At 30.9% G+C, this 20,363-nt stretch carries 20 protein-coding genes; 6 read left to right on the forward strand and 14 right to left on the reverse strand.

Features of this window, described 5'->3' with window-relative positions; genetic code table 11:
* Positions 1-79 precede the first annotated feature (79 nt).
* The 4 genes from LQ668_RS06985 to zapA all read right to left on the reverse strand — a co-directional run bounded on the left by LQ668_RS06985 (position 80) and on the right by zapA (position 5,015).
* Positions 80-2,428, reverse strand: a complete 2,349-nt coding sequence (locus LQ668_RS06985) for an endonuclease MutS2 (protein WP_107509585.1) — start codon at positions 2,426-2,428, stop codon at positions 80-82.
* Between the two features lie 25 nt (positions 2,429-2,453).
* Positions 2,454-4,157 carry a DNA polymerase/3'-5' exonuclease PolX gene (polX, locus tag LQ668_RS06990; RefSeq protein ID WP_239700236.1) on the reverse strand — a complete coding sequence of 568 codons (1,704 nt, stop codon included), beginning with the start codon at positions 4,155-4,157 and terminating at the stop codon, positions 2,454-2,456.
* A gap of 61 nt (positions 4,158-4,218) precedes the next feature.
* Positions 4,219-4,746 (reverse strand): CvpA family protein, encoded by a 528-nt coding sequence (locus LQ668_RS06995; protein WP_078356838.1) that lies wholly within the window; start codon positions 4,744-4,746, stop codon positions 4,219-4,221.
* Complete coding sequence (zapA, locus tag LQ668_RS07000; RefSeq protein ID WP_078356837.1) at positions 4,743-5,015, reverse strand: cell division protein ZapA; 273 nt, start codon at positions 5,013-5,015, stop codon at positions 4,743-4,745. Before zapA ends, LQ668_RS06995 begins: the two co-directional genes overlap by 4 nt.
* Before the next feature lie 178 nt (positions 5,016-5,193).
* On the opposite strand from zapA, the gene rnhC reads away from it, so the two are divergent.
* A complete protein-coding gene (gene rnhC / locus LQ668_RS07005; RefSeq protein ID WP_107509586.1) occupies positions 5,194-6,120 on the forward strand; it encodes a ribonuclease HIII in 927 nt (308 codons plus the stop codon).
* A gap of 205 nt (positions 6,121-6,325) precedes the next feature.
* On the opposite strand, the gene pheT is transcribed toward rnhC, so the two are convergent.
* From pheT to LQ668_RS07030, 5 genes are all read right to left on the reverse strand, one after another.
* The gene (gene pheT, locus LQ668_RS07010; protein WP_239700235.1) at positions 6,326-8,731 is read right to left on the reverse strand and encodes a phenylalanine--tRNA ligase subunit beta; all 2,406 of its coding nucleotides are present in this window, start codon (positions 8,729-8,731) and stop codon (positions 6,326-6,328) included.
* A complete protein-coding gene (pheS, locus tag LQ668_RS07015; RefSeq protein ID WP_107509588.1) occupies positions 8,731-9,789 on the reverse strand; it encodes a phenylalanine--tRNA ligase subunit alpha in 1,059 nt (352 codons plus the stop codon). Before pheS ends, pheT begins: the two co-directional genes overlap by 1 nt.
* Positions 9,790-10,083: 294 nt before the next feature.
* A complete protein-coding gene (locus LQ668_RS07020; protein WP_078356833.1) occupies positions 10,084-10,824 on the reverse strand; it encodes a TrmH family RNA methyltransferase in 741 nt (246 codons plus the stop codon).
* A 148-nt stretch (positions 10,825-10,972) separates the two neighbouring features.
* A complete protein-coding gene (gene rpmF, locus LQ668_RS07025) occupies positions 10,973-11,146 on the reverse strand; it encodes a 50S ribosomal protein L32 (RefSeq protein ID WP_025904638.1) in 174 nt (57 codons plus the stop codon).
* A 38-nt stretch (positions 11,147-11,184) separates the two neighbouring features.
* Positions 11,185-11,727, reverse strand: coding sequence for a YceD family protein (locus LQ668_RS07030; RefSeq protein ID WP_078356832.1), 543 nt, complete (start codon positions 11,725-11,727; stop codon positions 11,185-11,187).
* A 125-nt stretch (positions 11,728-11,852) separates the two neighbouring features.
* Here LQ668_RS07030 and LQ668_RS07035 point away from each other — a divergent pair, with 125 nt between their 5' ends.
* Positions 11,853-13,001, forward strand: a complete 1,149-nt coding sequence (locus LQ668_RS07035) for a nucleotidyltransferase (protein ID WP_208143994.1) — start codon at positions 11,853-11,855, stop codon at positions 12,999-13,001.
* 105 nt (positions 13,002-13,106) lie between these two features.
* Here the strand turns inward: LQ668_RS07035 and coaD are convergent, their stop codons facing one another.
* Both coaD and rsmD read right to left on the reverse strand, forming a co-directional pair.
* Positions 13,107-13,601 (reverse strand): pantetheine-phosphate adenylyltransferase, encoded by a 495-nt coding sequence (coaD, locus tag LQ668_RS07040; RefSeq protein WP_078356830.1) that lies wholly within the window; start codon positions 13,599-13,601, stop codon positions 13,107-13,109.
* Complete coding sequence (gene rsmD / locus LQ668_RS07045; RefSeq protein ID WP_239700234.1) at positions 13,594-14,148, reverse strand: 16S rRNA (guanine(966)-N(2))-methyltransferase RsmD; 555 nt, start codon at positions 14,146-14,148, stop codon at positions 13,594-13,596. Before rsmD ends, coaD begins: the two co-directional genes overlap by 8 nt.
* Before the next feature lie 81 nt (positions 14,149-14,229).
* On the opposite strand from rsmD, the gene LQ668_RS07050 reads away from it, so the two are divergent.
* Positions 14,230-14,619, forward strand: a complete 390-nt coding sequence (locus LQ668_RS07050) for a DUF7147 family protein (RefSeq protein ID WP_115337594.1) — start codon at positions 14,230-14,232, stop codon at positions 14,617-14,619.
* Between the two features lies 1 nt (position 14,620).
* Here the strand turns inward: LQ668_RS07050 and LQ668_RS07055 are convergent, their stop codons facing one another.
* A complete protein-coding gene (locus LQ668_RS07055; RefSeq protein WP_078356827.1) occupies positions 14,621-14,887 on the reverse strand; it encodes a DUF2129 domain-containing protein in 267 nt (88 codons plus the stop codon).
* 158 nt (positions 14,888-15,045) lie between these two features.
* Between LQ668_RS07055 and LQ668_RS07060 the strand changes: the two genes are divergently transcribed.
* Positions 15,046-15,960, forward strand: a complete 915-nt coding sequence (locus tag LQ668_RS07060) for a glycerophosphodiester phosphodiesterase family protein (RefSeq protein ID WP_239700233.1) — start codon at positions 15,046-15,048, stop codon at positions 15,958-15,960.
* A 758-nt stretch (positions 15,961-16,718) separates the two neighbouring features.
* On the opposite strand, the gene LQ668_RS07065 is transcribed toward LQ668_RS07060, so the two are convergent.
* Positions 16,719-17,159, reverse strand: coding sequence for a YlbF/YmcA family competence regulator (locus LQ668_RS07065; protein WP_078356825.1), 441 nt, complete (start codon positions 17,157-17,159; stop codon positions 16,719-16,721).
* Between the two features lie 14 nt (positions 17,160-17,173).
* Positions 17,174-18,241, reverse strand: a complete 1,068-nt coding sequence (locus LQ668_RS07070) for a CAP domain-containing protein (protein ID WP_078356824.1) — start codon at positions 18,239-18,241, stop codon at positions 17,174-17,176.
* Positions 18,242-18,409: 168 nt separating this feature from the next.
* On the opposite strand from LQ668_RS07070, the gene LQ668_RS07075 reads away from it, so the two are divergent.
* Positions 18,410-18,781: a YugN family protein gene (locus LQ668_RS07075; protein WP_078356823.1), complete on the forward strand. Its 372-nt coding sequence runs from the start codon at positions 18,410-18,412 to the stop codon at positions 18,779-18,781.
* Between the two features lie 86 nt (positions 18,782-18,867).
* Positions 18,868-19,914 carry a sporulation integral membrane protein YtvI gene (gene ytvI / locus LQ668_RS07080; protein ID WP_078356822.1) on the forward strand — a complete coding sequence of 349 codons (1,047 nt, stop codon included), beginning with the start codon at positions 18,868-18,870 and terminating at the stop codon, positions 19,912-19,914.
* The last annotated feature ends 449 nt before the right edge of the window (positions 19,915-20,363 follow it).

A 20,363-nucleotide genomic window follows, 5' to 3' on the forward strand; every position in this document is an offset into this window, starting at 1 on the left:
CAATAAATGTTAAAGCAGAAATAACGAGCAACACTTTTGCTAGTTTATACATATCAAAATTATCCAATATGTTTCCTCCTTATTTCAATGTTACTACAGTAACACCAAATCCACCTTCTGATGGCATTCCTGTTCTAAAGCTATCTACTGAACGATGTCGTTTCAAATGATCTGTTACACCTTTTTGTAACGCACCAGTACCTTTACCATGGATAATATTAACTGTACCATAATTTGAAAGAACTGCTTGATCAATATATTGATCTAATTCAATCATAGCCTCTTCATAACGATAACCGCGTAAGTCTAAATCCATTTTAATCGTCGTACGATTAGTTCTAGGAACAACTTTGCTTGGTTGTTGTTTCTTTTTATCAAGCTTTTCTAAATCTTTTACTTCAATTTTCATTTTAAGTATACCCATTTGAACGACTACTTCTTTATCATTAACAACATCTATAACTTCACCTTTTTGACCATAAGATAAAACTTTAACGTCATCGCCTTTTTCAATTTTATCGTGACGCTCTTTTTTTACATTTTGTTTGATTGATGCTTCTGTATATTGATTATCTAGTCGTTTCTTTCTTTCAATGAGCTCGTGTTCTTTTACATTTGCTACTGAATTATCTCGCATATCTCTAAGTTCTTGTAGTATGGATTCAGCTTCTTTTGTTTTTTGTTTCACTTCTTGGTTTGCTTTATTTCTTGCATCATCCATTAATTGTGTTTTGAATTTTTCGAATCGCTGTAATTCTTGAGATAGTGATTGATGTAATTCAGCTGATTCTTGTTTCAATTTTTCAACTTCAATTCTGTCATTTTCTACAGATTTCGCATTCTTTTCTAGAGATTCAATCATTACATTAATTTCTTTCTCATCTTGACCAATTAATGATTTAGCGTGATTGATGAGTTCATTTTTTAGTCCTAATTTTTTAGATATTTCAAATGCATTTGATCTTCCTGGTATACCCATTAATAGTTTATAGGTAGGTCTTAATGTTTCAACATCAAATTCGACACTTGCATTCATAACTTTATCACGATTATAACTATATGCTTTAAGTTCTGGATAATGTGTAGTTGCCATAATTAGCGCATCTTTTTCAATTGTATAATCAAGTATGCTCATCGCTAAAGCGGCACCTTCACTAGGATCTGTACCCGCTCCGAGTTCATCAAATAGAATTAATGAATCTTTATCAGCTTGATCAATAATATTAACGATATTTTTCATATGTGATGAAAACGTTGAAAGCGACTGTTCAATAGATTGTTCATCACCAATATCGCAAAATACTTTTTTGAAAATAGTTATAATTGCACCATCTAATGTAGGAATCAATAAACCTGACTGCGCCATCAATGTAATGAGACCTACTGTTTTTAAGGTGACCGTTTTACCACCTGTATTCGGTCCCGTAATAATAACTGCATTTATATCTTGTTTAAATTCTATAGTATTACTAATAACCTCAGCCTGATTAATTAATGGGTGTCTTGCTTTTGGTAAATAAATCGCTCTATCGTCAGATAATACAGGTTTAGTTGCTTTAATTGTTGCGCCAAACTTTGCTTTAGCGGTAATAAAATCTAAATGGCCCATAACTTCTGTACTCGATAATAGTTCATATCCTACTTCACTGACAAGTTCAGTTAATATATATAGTAATCTATCTTTTTCTTCTTTTTCTTTAGCTTTAACTTGAGAAATTTGATTATGCATCTCTACAATTGCACTTGGTTCAATATATAACGTTTGGCCAGATGCTGATTGATCATGAACGATACCATTAAAATCTTGACGATATTCTGCTTTAACTGGTAGTACATGTCTATCGTTTCTTACTGTCACAATAGAATCAGATAGTTTCTTCTGATTCGCTGATGATCTCACCATTTGCTCTAGTCTCGATTTAATACGATCGTTTGTCTTTTTTATTTGATGACGCAGTTCTGCTAATTTCGGACTAGCTGTATCAAATAAGTCATGCTCATCACATTGCTCGCTAATTTGATTGAGTAAATCACTTAATACTGGTAATTGTGCTACATATCCATCAATAATTGGATAAAGAATTTCTTCGTCTTCATCAACTATACTTGCATAAAACGTTTTGAATCTATTTTGAACTTGAATATTACGTTTAATTTGGTTTAATTCTTCAACATTTAGTAAGCTGCCTATTTCAGCTCTTCTGACATAAGATTTTATATCTTTTAATCCTGAATAACCAGGAACTCTATGCTTATTATATATTTGAGTCATTTCGTCTGTTTCATTCAAACTCTTTTGAACTGTTTCCAGTTCATCACTTGGTTTAAGTTCACTAATAAGTCTCTCTGCTATATCACTAGTAGCATGTGCAGATAATTGTTGAATAATTAAGGGATATTCAAGAACTTTTAATGTTTTTTCATTCATATTATCTTCCCTCTTCTTTAATACTTTATTTCTCTGATTTAATCCATTCTTTAAATTCTTCACGTGATTTAGCATTAATGACTTGAGATTTATCTATCCATCCTTTTTGAGCTGTGCCAACACCATATTTCATAAAATCAAAATGATCAATATGATGTGCATCTGTGTTGATTGTGATCATTAAATCAGGATTGTTTTTTAACACTTCAGCGTTTAAATCTAATCTTTGAGGATTAGCATTTAATTCTAAAACAGTGTTTGTTTCTTTCGCCATTTTAATAAGTTGTTCCATATTGACTTTGTACCCTTCACGTCTACCTATAATACGACCAGTTGGGTGTGCAATATGTCTAACATATTTATTTTCACATGCTGTTTTTAGTCTATTCATAATTTCTTCTTCAGTCTGATTAAAGCTTTGATGAATAGCTGCAATAACATAATCTAGTTCTTTTAACACTTCATCAGGATAATCTAATGAACCATCTGGTTTAATATCCATTTCTGTTCCACTATAAATATCTATCTCTTTATATTTTTCGTTTAATGCTTTAATCTTTTTGTTTTGTTCAAGTAATCGTTCAATTGATAAACCATTAGCTACTGCTAAATTTCTAGAATGATCTGTAATGCAAATAAATTTATAGCCACGGTCGATAGCCGCTTCAATCATTTCTTCTATTTTAAATGCACCATCACTATAAGTAGTATGCATGTGAATATCACCATTGATATCTTCTAATTGAATAATGTTTTGAATGTTTTTATCAAATTCTGTACCATCTTCTCTCATAGTTGGAGGTATATAAGGTACATTGTAATGATCATATATCTCTTTTTCACTTTGATAAGTAATGATGTTACCATTCTTTTCTTCTATACCATATTCACTAACTTTCTCATTTCTTTGTTTAGCAAGCTGTCTAATTTTAATATTATGGTCTTTTGAACCTGTGAAGTGTTGTAAAGTATGATAGAAAGCTTCTGGTTTAATCAATCTAAAATCTACACCAATTACATCATCTTCTATTAACAAATCTAATGACACTTTTGTTGTCCCAACAGCAATCTGTTCTTTTATCTCTGGAATTTCTAATAATAACTGCTGAACCTTCAGCTCATCTTCAGTAGAAATGATATAATCTAAATCTTTACTTGTTTCTCTCATTCTTCTAAAACTGCCTGCAACTTGATATTGAATAATACCCTCTATTTCATCCAAATATTGATTAACTTTTTCGTGTGCTTTAATCATGCTATTAATTGGATATCTTTCAGGTCTTTGTCCTAAAACTTTCGCTTCTTCTAAAAGCTTTTGTTCTGTCTTTTTAGCAAAGCCAGGTAAAGCTGAAACTTCATTTTTTTCACAAGCTGCAATTAAATCATCTTTATTTGTTATATTTAATTCTTTATATAATTTAGCAATCTTTTTGCTGCCAAGACCTTGTATTTTAAGTAATGGTATTAAGCCTTCTGGAATTTCTTCTTTTAATTCATCTAAATAACTTTGAGTCCCGTTATCAATATACTCATTAATTACATCACCTACACCTTTACCAATACCTTTTAAAGATGTAACGTCATCTATTTCATTTAGTGTTCTTTCATCCGTTTCCAAAGACTGACTTGCTTTTCTATATGCTGATACTTTGAAAGGATTTTCTCCTTTAATTTCCATATAAATAGCGATTGTTTCTAACATTTTTACAATATCTTTTTTAGTTAACATATCTATTCCTCCGTAAAAAAAGTCATAGGTTCGCCCATGACTTTTTACAATATGAATTCATTTAATTTGAAAGCCATTTTACTAATTGCTCAGATAAGAATGGTGTCTTCGATAAGATAGCATTTCCAATAAATGATTGGTGCAATGTATCTATAAATAATGGAATTGGAATAACTGCAATAGCAGCTAATGTAATTATAACGACTAAGTATGCCTCTATAAATCCTAATGCCATCCCAAAGTATCTTGCATATTTGCCTCCAAAGTCCATTTGATGATAAAAATCAAAAACTGTTGCTACAATTTGTAAAATTACTTTAGTAAAAATAAATAAAATGAGTATTGCCATAATATTATAGAATGCATCCTCATTATTAATACTATTAAATATTGTGTTTTTTCCTTCTGTAGAAGCACTTGGATAAGGTAATATCAAATGCAATTGTTTACTAAATGGTGCAAAGCATATCGCGGCAATCACCAATGAGAAAATAGTACCAATAGAATGTAGCGATTGTAGTACTAAACTACGTCTATATCCAATGATGACACCTAATATTAAACATATAATTATAATTAATGTAATCATTCTAAATTTCCTTTATGTTTTAATTGTTTGATTTCTTCTCTTAATTTATCATTTTCTTCTTCTAATTTAACATATTCATGCATAACATTAACAGCCGTGAGCACAGATTTACGCGTTGTATCTAAACCAGCATTTAGCTGACCTAACGCTTGTATCTTCTCATCGACTCTTCCGGCTACATAACGAATATGCGAAGGATCGTCTTCACCAATTATTGTATAATGTTGATCATTTATAACTACTGTCACTCTATTTTTATTTTCACTCATTATACTACCCCTGTTCAAATTATATATGGAATTTCTATATACTTAATCATACTATATTATACATGACATATGTTCATTTGTGTATGAATATCCACTAACTTCATTTGAGAATATTCGTTTATATAATAAATTTATGCTACTCTATTTATAGAAAATATATTAAAGGTAGGACATAAACGTGGCAAACATCGTAAAAACAATAGATTCTCAAACAATCAATAATATAATTAAACAATATAAAATGGATACAGAAAATTTACCTACTGGTACTGTAGCTCGTAAAAAAATAAAGAGTACACAAGTACAAATTTATCGCTCAAAAAAAATCATGTTTCAAGGTAAAGATGCTGAACAAGTAGCTAGTGAAGTGTTAGGACAAAAAATAGCCCCTACCTCATCTAGTTCACCTAGCCCAAAGAAAACACATACCTTTGATTTACATAATACAATTGGGAGTGATGAAGCAGGAAGTGGAGATTATTTTGGGCCATTAACGGTATGTGCAACATACGTATCTAAAAAGAATGCAAAATTATTAAAAGAACTAGGTGTAATGGACTCTAAAACTTTAACAGACATAAAAATAGTAGAATTAGCAGAACAAATTATTCAAATATGTCCACATTCACTTATTGTATTGGATAATCCCAACTACAATACAAAGCAATTAGAAGGTTGGAGTCAAGTTAAAATGAAAGCCGTATTACATAATCAAGCTATCAAAAATGTTATTTCTAGAATTGAAGAATCTGAATTAGAACAAATTGTCATTGATCAATTTGTACAAGCGAGTACTTATGAGAAGTATGTTATCGGCAAAATGCCAAGGAAAGACATAACTTTTTTTGAAACTAAAGGAGAATCAAAATCTATTGCAATCGCTGCAGCAAGTATCATAGCAAGATATGCATTCGTTAAACATATGGATAGACTAGCTAAAGATTTAAAAGTATTAATACCAAAAGGTGCCAGTAACAAAGTTGACCTAGAAGCAGCAAAAATCGTTCAAAAATATGATATTCAACAACTTGATGAAATAACAAAAAAACATTTCAAAAATAGAGATAAAGTATTAGATTTAATAAAACGCAAAAGGAGAAATTAATATGATATTAATATCATTTAGTTGGCAAATAATATTAGCCGTTATTATTATTTGCTATTTAATCTGGTTTATAGGCAAACAACTTACAAAGCTAACAACGAAGAATAAAAAGTAATTCACGTTTTAATAATAATTATCAACAAAGGAGCTAACATTTTTTAATGAAATGTTAGCTCCTTTAATATTATAGATAATTAAAATGCGCTTACGCTCTTAAAGTAGCACCTTGTTGTTCTAATGCTGATAATATTTGATTATGAACTGCTGAAACTTTGTCTTCTGTTAAAGTTTCATTAACGTCTAAATAATCAATTCGTATTGCTACTGATTTTTTACCTTCTTCCATATGTTCACCTTCATAAACATCGAACACTTCTGTATGGTTCAGGATATCAGCGCCATTGTCATTAATTGTGTTGATTAATGTTGATGCAGTTACATCTGTATTAACTACTAATGCTATATCTCTTGATACTCCTGGAAATCTTGGAATAGCTTCATATTCTATTTTACCGACTGGTTGTGCTAATACTTTTGTAAAGTTTAACTCAAACACATAAGTACGGTCTAAATCATTCTCTTTTTCTACAGTAGGATGTAATTCTGCTATTATACCTACCACTTCTTCATTCATTTTCACAAATGCAGTTCTACCTGGGTGTAATAAATCTAGTTTTGTCGCTTCAAATGTAAACGACACATTTAATTGTTCTGCAATACGTTCTACAATACCTTTAACTAAGAAGAAATCTACTGGTTCATCTTTTTGTTGCCATTTATTACCTGAATATTGACCTGTTAAAATACCACTTAGAAATTCTACTTCAGTTGGTAATTGGTCTTTACCGTTACTATAGAAAACTTTACCTTGTTCATACAATGCAACGTTTTTATTTTTTCTTGCAACATTATAACGTGTAGCGTCTATTAGTCTTGGTAATATGCTTTGACGTAATACCGCTTGATCTTCACTCATAGGCATCATAAGTTCTACAACTTCTTTATCTTCAAGTGTGTAATTTTTAGCGACATCTTTATGGACTAATGAATACGTAATAGCTTGATCTAAACCAGCTCCTTCAAGTATTTCTTTTACTTTACGCTTTTTGAGTTGATTATCTGTTAAATATCCAGCAGTAGCATTTTCGAAGTTTGGTAATGTTGATGGTAATTGGTCATAACCATAAATTCTCGCTACTTCTTCAATTAAGTCTGCTTTAATTGATATATCACTTCTTCTTGAAGGTACATTAACTTCAAATGCCTCTCCAGTTACATTTGTTCCAAAGCCTAAACGATTAAAAATAACATTAATTTCTTCAGTTGAAAGATTGAATCCAATTAATTGGTTCACATCATTTGTAGTAATTTCAATTACTTTAGAAGTTTCAGGCAATGTGCCATCTGATACAACTTCACTTAATACTGTTCCACCTGCTATTTCTTGTAAAAGTAAAGCAGCTCTATTTAAAGCGTCCACTACTCTTTCGCTTGCAATACCCTTTTCAAATCTACTTGATGCTTCACTTCTTAAACCTAATCTTCTTGAAGTTTGTCTTACATTTGTAGCATTGAAAATTGCGCTTTCAATTACAACATTTTGTGTTTTTTCTGTTACTTCTGAAAAATCTCCACCCATGACACCAGCTATCGCAATTGGTTCTGATCCGTTTGTAATTACAACATCAGAAGTAATTAATTCTCTTTCAATATCATCAAGCGTCGTAATTTTTTCGTTTTCGTGCGCATATCTTGCTACAATTTGTTCTGAACCAATTTGATCTTGGTCAAACATATGAAGAGGTTGACCGTATTCTAGTAAGATATAATTTGAAATATCAACTACGTTATTTATTGGACGAATTCCCGCTTTCATCAATCTAGATTGCATCCAAGTTGGAGATGGTGCAATCGTAACGTTTTTAATTACTCTTGCAGCATAATATGGTATTGCTTCTTCATCTTTAATAGTTACAGATAACGCTTGAGTTGATTTTTCTGTAGACTCTTTTAATTCTGTATTTGGATATTGTACTTCATTACCATATAATGCACTTACTTCATGAGCCGCACCTAGCATGCTTAAGCAATCTGCTCTATTTGGTGTAAGATCAAAGTCCATAACTTCATCATTAAGTAATAAAGCTTCTAATGCATCACTACCAGGAGTTTGTTCATTTGAAAATACATAAATACCATCTGCATATTTTTTAGGCATAACATTTGCATCTAAACCAATTTCTTGAAGAGAACAAATCATACCTTCTGAAACTTCTCCCCTTAATTTTGCTCGCTTAATTTTAACACCACCTGGTAAACGTCCACCGACTCTAACAACAATTACATATTGATCAACATCAACGTTAGGTGCACCACATACGATTTGTACAGGCTCCTCTTCGCCGACATCTACTTTACAAATATTAAGTTTATCCGCTTCAGGATGTTTTTCTTTAGATATAACATGACCTACAACTAGTTTCTTAATATCTTCACCGTATTTTTTAATACTGTCTACTTCAATACCGCTTCTTGTTATCTTCTCAGCTAATTCATCTACACCAGCATCTATTTTAATATATTCACTTAACCATTCTTTACTTATTAACATTATGCTTCACCGCCATCTTCTACAGGCTTAAATTGCTCTAAAAATCTTACGTCGTTAGTATAGAAATGTCTAATGTCTTCAATTCCGTATTTCAACATTGCCATTCTATCTGGGCCTAAACCAAACGCAAAGCCTGAATATTTACTTGAGTCAAATCCTGCCATTTCTAATACATTTGGATGCACCATACCTGAACCTAGTACTTCAATCCATCCAGTTTGTTTACATACATTACAGCCATGACCTTTACACTTAAAACATGATACGTCCACCTCTACAGAAGGTTCTGTGAATGGGAAGAAACTTGGTCTTAAACGTATTTCACGGTCAGCACCAAATAATTTACGTGCTAATAATTCTAAAGTTCCTTTAAGGTCACTCATTTTGATGTTTTCAGCAACTACTAATCCTTCAATTTGTGTAAATTGATGACTATGTGTCGCATCATCAGAGTCTCTACGATACACTTTGCCCGGACAAATAATTTTAACTGGGCCAACGCCGTTACGCTTTTCTAATGTTCTAGCTTGTACAGGAGAAGTATGTGTACGCATTAAAATTTCTTCAGAAATATAAAAAGTGTCTTGCATATCACGTGCAGGATGTGATTTTGGTAAGTTTAAAGCTTCAAAATTATAATAATCTGATTCGACTTCATATCCTTCGACAATTTCATAGCCTAAACCTATGAATAAATCTTCTAAATCTTCATTTATTTTAGTAAGTGGATGTTTAGCACCTAGGCTTACTTTTCTTCCAGGTAGTGTCACATCAATTGTTTCATTTTCTAATTGGGCATTTAGTGCTTCTTCTTCTAGAAGTACTTTTTTAGCTTCAATTTCTTGTTCAATTGCTTTACGTACTTCGTTAACTAATTGACCAAATTCAGGTCTTTCTTCTTTTGGTAATTCTTTCATTTCTTTCATTAGACCTGTTATAACACCTTTTTTACCTAAATAATTCACTTTTACATCTTGCAAAGCTCTTTCAGCTTTTGCTTCGTTAATTCTTACAAGTGCTTCTTGTCTTAATTCAGCTAACTTCTCTTGTAATGACATATATATCCTCCTATTTAGTCGAAAAAAAGACTTCGCCCCCTCTAATAGAGGGACGAAGTCTTCCGTGGTACCACCCAAATTTATACATAGTTATGCATACACTTATATGTTGATAACGGATCTACATTCCGACTTAAATTTCTTTAAGTAGCTAAAAGGATGAAAAAAATTAAGTTACTGCATAGGATTTTTCAGTCTAGAATCCATTCCCTAATTATGCGCAATCATTAATTTACGTCCTTTTGTAAGCTTATATTGATTATGAAACAATTATATAAAATATTGTTTCTTTGGTCAACCTTTCAAATGGTAAAGTAGTATGCCACATGAAACAGCAACATTTAAACTTTCAGCTTTACCGTATAGTGGAATATTAAGATTTTCTGTCGTTTGATTGAGTATTTCTTCTTCAACTCCAGCACCTTCATTACCCATAATTAAAGCGAAGTTTTCTTGACTATTAATTTCTTTATAATTAACAGCATTGAGCAAACTCGTTCCATAAGTATTACCTTTAAATGTTTCAATAAATTCATAAATATCATTTTCAACTACTGGTAAATGGAAAACACTACCTTGAGATGCACGTAGTACTTTATCTTGGTATGGGTCTGCACTACCTTTTGAATAGACAACTGCGTCCATTCCAGCAGCATCTGCATTTCGAATTAAAGCGCCCATATTTCCAGGATCTTGCACTCTATCTAATACTAGAACTTGTTTAAAATGGCTCATCTCATAAGTTGGAAGTTCAACTATAGCAAAAATTCCTTGTGGCGTAGTCGTATCTGATAAAGATTCAGCCACTTTAAAGTTTATAATATATGCATCGTCAGCATATTCAACAATCTTGTCATCAACTCTTGAATAATCTACAGCTAATAATGAAATAATCTTCAAATTACTATGATAAGCTTCTTCAACCAAATGGAAACCTTCGATTAAAAATCTCCCTTGTTTAACGCGTTCTTTTTTCTTCTTCAATTTATTCATTTCTTTAATTTTATTATTTTGTACTGAAGTAATCTCTTCCATAAAAACTCCTCGTATTCTAATAGACTTATGTAACTAGTATATATGAAAAAAAACTAATTTAATAGAAATTCTTCTTAAGCATAAAAAAAGACTGTCGACTCTGTCGACAGTCTGAAACATCCTGTTAAGAACATTTACATGTAACTTATTATTTAGAAACGACTTCTTTACCTTTGTATGATCCACATGCTTTACATACACGGTGAGATAATTTCATTTCTCCACAGTTTGAACATTCAACCATACCTGGTACTGAGATTTTGAAATGCGTACGACGTTTTCTTTTAGCTGTTTTTGAAGTTCTTCTAGCTGGAACTGCCATGTCTTATTCCTCCTTAAATTTTATAAACACTTGTCCGATTATTTTTCGTCATCGAAGAATTGTTGTAATTTTTGAAGTCTTGGATCAACTGATTTTTCAGTTTCTACTTCTGAATCTTCGGTTGACTCAAATTGGTCTTCGCCAATAACTTCCCAACCATTGCCTGCCATTGAAACATCTTCACTACCTTCAGAGAACACTTGTAATGGTTTCTCTAAAATAACAAGTTCTTCAATGATTGGTAATAAATTAATCATGCCACCTTCGAGTTTGTGTCTCAATTCGTCATCATTATTATTACTATCACTCAACTCATCTAGTTCAAATATTTCTACTGATGTAGTATCAAATGGTAGCTCTACTGGCTTTAAAGTACGGGCACATGGTAACGTCAATACACCATTAATGTCAAGATTGACAATTATCTCATGCATTCGCACTTGAACGTCTCCTGTTACTTTTATTGGAGAAATATCGATAAGTTCATCTACCCTATCAGTAAGGTATTTCATATCGATTTCTTTATCAAAAGTAAATGGTTCGTTTTGGTATTTTTTAAGTTGTGTTATTGACCACTTCATCTGGGTTCACCTCTTACAAACACAAAAATTATTGTAACCTTAACGACAATGTTTGTCAAGATTTTTTCTTAACATTCATTATCTGATACAATACTTATGATGAATTGAAATGGGAGGAAATGCAAATGAAAAGTGTTGCTTTAATTACTGAATACAATCCATTTCATAATGGGCATGTTTATCACGCAGAATCTTCTAGAGAAATAGCGGATAGTGATGTTGCGATTTCTATCATGAGTGGTTCATTTACAATGCGTGGAGAACCTGCAATTTTAAATAAATTCAAACGTGCTGAAATGGCGATTCAATACGTAGATTTAGTTATAGAATTACCACTTGTTTATGCAATCTCTTCTGGTGATTTATTTGCTAAAGGTGGTGTTCACATAGCAGAATATCTTCAATGTGATGCTTTATCTTTTGGAAGTGAATCTGGAAATATAGATGATATTAAAAATGCGATTAAACAAATTGAACAAGTGACTAATGATGAAAGATACCAAAGTATGATTAAAGAAGGAAAATCTCATCCAAGAATTATAGCCGAATTAGTTCAAGACACGAACTTACTAAAAGGCTCTAATAACCTTCTTGCTATAGAATACGTTAAACATATTATGCAAAATAACTTATCTATCAATCCCCTCACCATTCAAAGAAAAGATAATATGTATTTAGATCCAGAATTAAACAAAACGACACATATTTCGAGTGCAACTTCTATTCGTAATGCATATTTTAATGATGAAGAAAATTATAAATTCAGTTTACCTGAAACAAGTTATGAAATTTTAAGTCAATCTAAAGGTTTGAATTGGGAACATTTTTTCCCACTCTTAAAATGGACAATATTAAGAGCAACACATGATGAGTTACGAGAAATATATATGATGACTGAAGGATTAGAATTTAAAATAAAAAAAGATATAAAAGAAAGTACAAGTTTTGAAACATTTGTAAAACATTTAAAATCAAAAAGATATACTTGGACTAGAATACAGCGCTTATTAACAGCAATATTGTTAAATATTAAAACTGAAGATGTCTTAAATTACGAACCTTCAGCAATACGTGTATTAGCAATGTCACAAAAAGGACAGGCATATTTGAAAACAATCAAAGATAAATGTCCTTTACCTATAATTACTAATGTAAATAAACAGTCAGCATCTTATTTTGAGAATGAAATAAAAGCAACAGAGCTATACCAATTTATTTCCGGTGATACAGCAACAGACTTTAATCAACCAGTACATATTAAAAAAAGCAAGTAGACCAGAATTCTAATTTATTTCACTAGATTTCTGGTCCACTCGCTTAAGATTAGCTAAATATGCAAACAAACTTTCTAAAAGCATGACAGTTATCATGCTTTTTTATTATGATTCTTTATTCTTAATTTTTTCTTTTAATGCTTTGTTCACATTTTCAGGTACGAATTCTGAAATGTCACCGTTAAATTGTGCTACTTCTTTTACGACGCTTGAGCTAATAAATGAATAATTATTATTTGTCATCATATATAATGTTTCAATGTCATCATCTAGTTTCTTATTCATAGATGTAAGTTGCATTTCATATTCAAAGTCGCTAACTGCTCTAAGTCCTCTTACGATTGTTCTTGCATTTATTTCTTTACAAAAATCAACAAGTAAGCCATGAAAAGAGTGGACTACGATATTCGGTACATCTTGCACCGCTTCTTCAATTAAAGCTACACGTTCGTCAGTTGAGAACAGACCTTTTTTAGAAGCATTCTGTAATACAGAAACATGGATCTCATCAAATATTTTTGCACTTCGTTTAATAATATCAATATGCCCTAATGTAATTGGATCAAAGCTTCCTGGAACAACTGCTATTCTTTTAGTCATTGTTTTCTCCTTTTGTTAGCAACATTACATGAGTTAGTCCATATTCGTATTTCTTCAGAACTTCAAACTCACCAGTTTCTATCTTTTCACTTTTATCAAATTCGCAAATTATTGTACCATTTACATTTAATAAGTCAAACGCTTGAATTTTATCTAAAGCCTTATTTATTAAATCTTTTTTATATGGTGGATCTAAAAATATATAATCAAATTTGATGTCTCGTTTATTTAAAGCTTTTAATGCTCTTATTGCATCATTTTTATAAACTTCGAATTGTGTATTTGGTAAATGTAATGTATTTAAGTTTTCTTTAATCATTTTTGTAGCTTTAAAATTACCGTCTACAAAAATGACTTTAGTTAATCCTCTTGATAAACCTTCAATGCCCAATCCTCCACTACCTGCAAATAAGTCTAATCCAAGTCCTTCTATATCTTGAAGACCATTAAAGATATTCTCTTTTACTTTATCTGTTGTAGGTCTAGTAGATTGACCATCTATTGTTTTTATATGAAGTCGTTTATATTTTCCACCTATTACTCTCAACTTTAATCATCACTTTCTTTATTATTAATTATTATTTATACTTATCATTGTAGTATATTAACGAAAACGAGGGTTATAAAAATGAAACAATCATTTATCGTAATTGGTCACGGCTTAACAGATTTATTCGAATTTCAAACATTAATAGAATACAATCACGACCGTATTTCTGACATTTTAATGTTACACACACCATTATCACAAGAAAAATTATCTTCTGCTTGCATCATTATGAAACCAACTAAAGATAAACATTTCCAAGCTATTTATACAATTTTAGACGGATTTAAATATCCTTATCCAGAATCTAATAAAAAATTCGATTTAATTAACGAATGGGCAAATGAATACGATATCCAAATTAAAGGATTGGATGTAAAGTCTCGCTCAGAGTTTGCAGAAGATGAACTTTATTTCGCTTACTTAAAAGGTGTATTAAGACTTGAGCGTTATTTACCACCATTGCAGTAATTTAAAAATTCAAATATTCTTTTTTATCAGTATTTATATTAGAATAATCTCTTTTAACATATTTAAATGGTGATACTTTAACATCTTTAACATATTTTAATTTCATGAGATGTTGTATAGTATCATCTATTTTATCTTCATTTGTATATAACATGACATATTGTTCTTTTTTATGAGAATGATATATATTGCCAAATTTACGCAATTGTCGTTCATGTTTCATATTTTTTAAATATACAATTATACTAATTCGTTCAACTAGCTCCATTACGATATCTCCTTAATCTTTTTATGTTTATATTAGCATTTTCTAGAGTACTATGAAAGAAGATAACTTCATAGGTTGTGTGACTTACTTTGCTATCGTATACCAATTTGATAGAATATAGATGCGTCTTCATTTGCATTTCGAAAGGATTGGATAAAATGTCAAAAATTAATTTATTAAAAACAACAGGTCTTATCGGAGGCATCGCGGCTGGTTCATGGATTGTTACAAAATCCACTTCAAACGTCAAACCACGTAAGATTAAACCATTCTTTACTCAACCAGCTCCGTATGTATTTGCACACCGTGGTGGGATGGCATTAAGACCGGAACATACACGTTTAGCTTTTGATCATGCATTAAAGTATGAAGTGACTGGATTCGAAGTTGATGTACGTCTTACAAAAGATGAAGTACTTGTCGTAATGCACGATGACACTGTAGACAGAACAAGTAATGGCTCTGGCTTTGTAGGTGAACATACATTAGAAGAATTACGTCAATTAGACTTTGGCTATCATTTTAAAGATATTAATAACGAGCATCCATATAGAGGTCACGACAAAGCAAAGATAGTGACTCTAACAGAGCTTTTAACTGAATATCCTGATATCTTAGTTAACATAGATATTAAAGATCATCCTGAGTCATATACAGGTAGTTTAGCACCTTCTCATCTATATAGAATCATTACTGAATTAAAGGCTGAGAATCGTGTTAATATCACAAGTTTTTATGACGAACAAATAGATAGATTTAATTTATATGCTCAAGACACAATTTCATTAGGTACTGGTCAAAATGAAGTAACAAAAGCATTTTTAGCTTATTACTCAGGTTACGGACACACTTATCAACCTAAAACAGATACATTCCAAATACCTACACAAGCAAAAGGACTTCCATTAGACTCTGAAGGTTTTATTCAATTTTTAACTTCACTTAATATTTCCGTTGCTTTTTGGGTAGTAAATCAAATCGATACAATGGATGATCTTATTCAAAAAGGTGCACATACTATTGTAACTGATCGTCCAGATACAGCGCATTTTCTAATAAATAAACAATATTAATAATATGAAGCTTGGAGCATATTTCCTAACTCAAAAAAATAAGAGCATATCACTTAACTGAATTTTTCAGTTTTATAGTGATATGCTTGTTTTTTTATAATATCTTACGATTTTGTACGTGCGTGCTTGCCTAGGGTATGGTTCGAGCCTGTAGTCTCTCATGCATACTGTCCCCTCAGGCGTCAGCACTTTACAAAATCGCCCTCAGTATCTATTTACATACAATCTTACGATTTTGTACGTGCGTGCTTGCCTAGGGGTATGTCTCGAGCCTGTAGTCTCTCACACATACGATTCCCTCAGGCGTCAGCACTTTACAAAATCGTTGGTAATAGCTATTTTTATAGAAAAATGAGATATGATGTAGATTAAGTTGGAAGTTAATCGAAGAGTTTGACCAAGTTGTAGATTAAGTCAGGAGTTAATCTAAGAGTTCTACCAAGTTGTAGATTAAGTCAGGAGTTAATCGAAGAGTTCTGCCAAGTTATAGATTAAGTCGGGAGTTAATCGAAGAGTCCTGCCAAGTTGTAGATTAAGTCTAGAGTTAATCGAAGAGTCCTGCCAAGTTGTAGATTAAGTCAGAAGTTAATCGAAGAGTTCAGCTAAGTTGTAGATTAAGTCGGGAGTTAATCGAAGAGTTCAGCTAAGTTGTAGATTAATCCAGAAGTTAATCTACGATATTTCCAAAATCATTATTATAAAAAATAAGAGCAGAAATTCATTTTATTAATGAATTTCTGCTCTTATTAATAGATATTTTATGATGAACATCCACAAGATCCACCTGTAGCACAGCCTCCACCTTGACTATCACTACTGAAAAATGGATTACCTGTATCAACTTTAACGTTGTTAGAAATTGAATAAGATACTATGCTTATAACTTCATCTAACAAGTCCTGTAAAGCTGTTTCTTTTGTCTTAAAATTGGATACAACAGGATGCATTTCATATGCTCTTTTTTGTTGTCTCGTTTCTTTCATAACTCTACTATAATCAGGATGATATCTTCCAAATCTCAGACAATCATCGTAATGTGATTTAATTTGGTCAAACTTTTGTCTTAATATTTTCACTTCTAAATCTGTCTCAAGTTTATATTTTGCTTCTTGATACTCTTGATAAATGAGTGATTCTTTTATACATGAACTTAATTCATCAGATTGATCTAATATATTAACTGTTTCTACAGTAAACATAACATGATGCCTCCTTATTTTTTATTTTCTTTAAAAACAAGTGAATAGTATTCGCGTGAATTACCAGCACCAAATTCATCATATTGACTACCTAATAACTTTTCTCTATATGAATTATTATTCAACCAGCTGTTTACTAAAGTTGGTACGTCATAAAAATTATATGCTAAATTTTGATTTATTGTTTCGTATTCAATATTTTGATCGTTGATATGTTTCATTATACCATCTTCCAATGATTTAACAGCTTCTTCTTCATCAACGTCATCTTCAATAGAATCAGCTTCCAATTGAGTGATATATGTCAATTGATCATTCATCTCTAATGGTTTAACACCCTTCATTTCTCTTATTTCATTAACGATTTCAAGAAGTGTTAAATCTTTATTAATGTGTGAATGGAAGTTTTGCTTATCAGATCGCTTAAGTTTCTTATCATGATCACTTGAGATTTTCGACATTGAAAATGGTGCATGTTCGATAACTACATCTGAGTCCATAAATTTCACGCCCATGACTTCATTTGTTTCACTATCGATTAATACTTGAGCATACACATTACCATATTTAATAAGCAACTGAGTCTTAATATCTCTTTCAGATAATTCAAGTTTATACTTACCATACGAACTATCAATAACAGGTTCCATATCTATATTCGTTCCATTAAAGAATTTCGTAGCCTCTTGTTTCATTTTTATTGGTGAAACATCAACTTTATTACCTGTAGCATATATGGATGATACTTTATTATTTTTAGCCGAAACTAAATAATAATGTTCTTTATTTTTAAAGACATAATTCTTTCTATCGTGCTCTGTCTTATATACCCTATCTGGTTCCCCTAAATCATCTATGACTTCGCCTATATCTTTATAAACATATGTACCAACGCCTTCTTTCAACTTAGCGTTGCCTGTTGATTTTTCAGCTTGTTGTTCATAGTAATTTTCATTTGCTTTATCATGAGAGTAATTTGGATTCTTCAATACATCAAATTCTAATTTAGGTGAATAGAATAAATAAAAGAGTACAATGATTAAAATAGTTATTGCTACAACTTTAATAATAATATTTTTCAACTATTTACCTCCTCTTTTATTCCTAATTATAATTATATCATTTTACAGTAAAACTTTTAGTTAAATCAATCGAAATCTTAATAATCTTATTAAATTTAAATGTACATTGCAACATTGAAGCTTTTATCATAAAATAAACTTAAAGGTACATAGAGGGAGGAAAAATACATGGTATTTGATAATACAAGTCTTGAAAAGGTTATCATTGAACAAGAACTATTAAAAGATGTTATGAATAAGCATGGTTTTGTAGCTGGTGGACATTGGGATTACGAACGTATCACTTATGATTTCAAATATGAAATCAGTGAAGGTATTTATTACTTAAGAATTCCAGGTTATGCACTTAAAGGGGACGTTGGTGCAAATAACGCAACAATTCAATTAATGGATCCTTATCTAGGTAAGCATTACTATCCAACAGGTGTTGAATACGGTGATGATGAAGTCTATCCAGATAATTTAGTTGCACATTGTAATTTATTAATTGAACGAATTACGTCAGATATTAAAGCATTAAATACATTAGGTGCTCATTAATTAAACAAATCCAAAAAGATATAAACGGAGACGTGATTTTTCACGTCTCTTAATTTATACATAAGTTCAGTAAAGAGGTAATAATTATGAAAAAATGGATAAACAAACGAAGCATTAGCATATTTATCATCATAATTTTATTAATTCTATTTATTTATTTTATTATACCCATTTCTATACCGTTAATTTTGGCATTTATTATTGCACTTGCATTTAACCCTTTAGTTAATAAATTATCGCAAAAAATCAATAGCCGTAAATGGAGTGTAACCATTATATACACTTTGCTGATTACGGTAACAGGATTTTTAATTTATTTATTTTTAACAAAATTAATTGATCAAATCGTCTTATTTATAAAAGACTTACCTAATAGAATAAATTTATTAATAAAAGTTATAGAACAGTACAATGATAAAATGAAAGCAGTGTTGCCAGATGAAATGGCTGAAACAATCAATAAAGAACTGCAAAATTTTGTAGCTACATTGAGAGATTCCATCACTCATTATTTTAGTGTACAAAATATAACAGAAGTTGTTTCTTCATTACCTGGATTTATCATCAGTCTTGTTGTTTTTCTAGTAGCATTATTTTTATTTATGTTAGAAATACCTAATATTCATCGTTTCATAAAAAAACATTTATATCCTGCAACATACCGAGAAGTGTATAAAATATATAACAAAATTGGACATTCTATAATTGGAATGCTTACAGCAACAATTGTCTTAAGCTTTATTACATGGGTATTTACATACTTAGGCCTTCTCATTATCGGCGTAGAATCTGCCTTTATTATTAGCCTATTCATTTGGTTTGTTGACCTATTACCAATTATCGGTGCAACAGGATTAACAATCCCATGGGCAATTTATGCTTATATTATTGGAGACCCAACTTTAGGTATCCAACTCATAATATTATCAATTGTTTTATTAGTACAAAGAAAGATATTAGAACCTAAAATCTTTGGTACAGGCGTTGGTTTAACACCATTGCCCACTTTAATTTCAATGTTTATTGGATTAAAATTACTTGGTTTCATAGGATTCTTTATAGGACCACTTGTTTTAATTGTAATCAAAACGATTCTAGAATCAGGTATTATCAAAACAGACTTTAAAATATAGAAAAATGAGCTTAGGACATAACTGTCCTAGAATTCTATTAAGAGCAGAAATTCATTATTAAAATTGAATATCTGCTTTTATTTTTTTAAAAATCATTCACGCTACTTCCGACTTGTGTAAATATAGATACCCTTGCTTACACTTCTTTAGACTTGTGTAAATATAGATACCCATACTTACACTTCTTTAGACTTGTGTAAATATAGATACCCTTACTCACACTTCTTTAGACTTGTGTAAGTATAGATACCCTTGCTCACACTTCTCTCAACTTGTGTAATTATAGATACCCTTACTCACACTTCTCTCAACTTGTGTAATTATAGATACCCTTACTCACACTTCTCTCAACTAGTGCTGGACCGTCTACACTTAATTGGACAACTTCTTTAAAGAGAAGTATTGTTAAAATTAAGAAAGTAGGTGGTCTTTTTATGAGAAGAGAGCGT

This window comes from Mammaliicoccus sp. K-M42 (assembly GCF_022386375.1).
GTDB lineage: Bacteria > Bacillota > Bacilli > Staphylococcales > Staphylococcaceae > Mammaliicoccus > Mammaliicoccus fleurettii.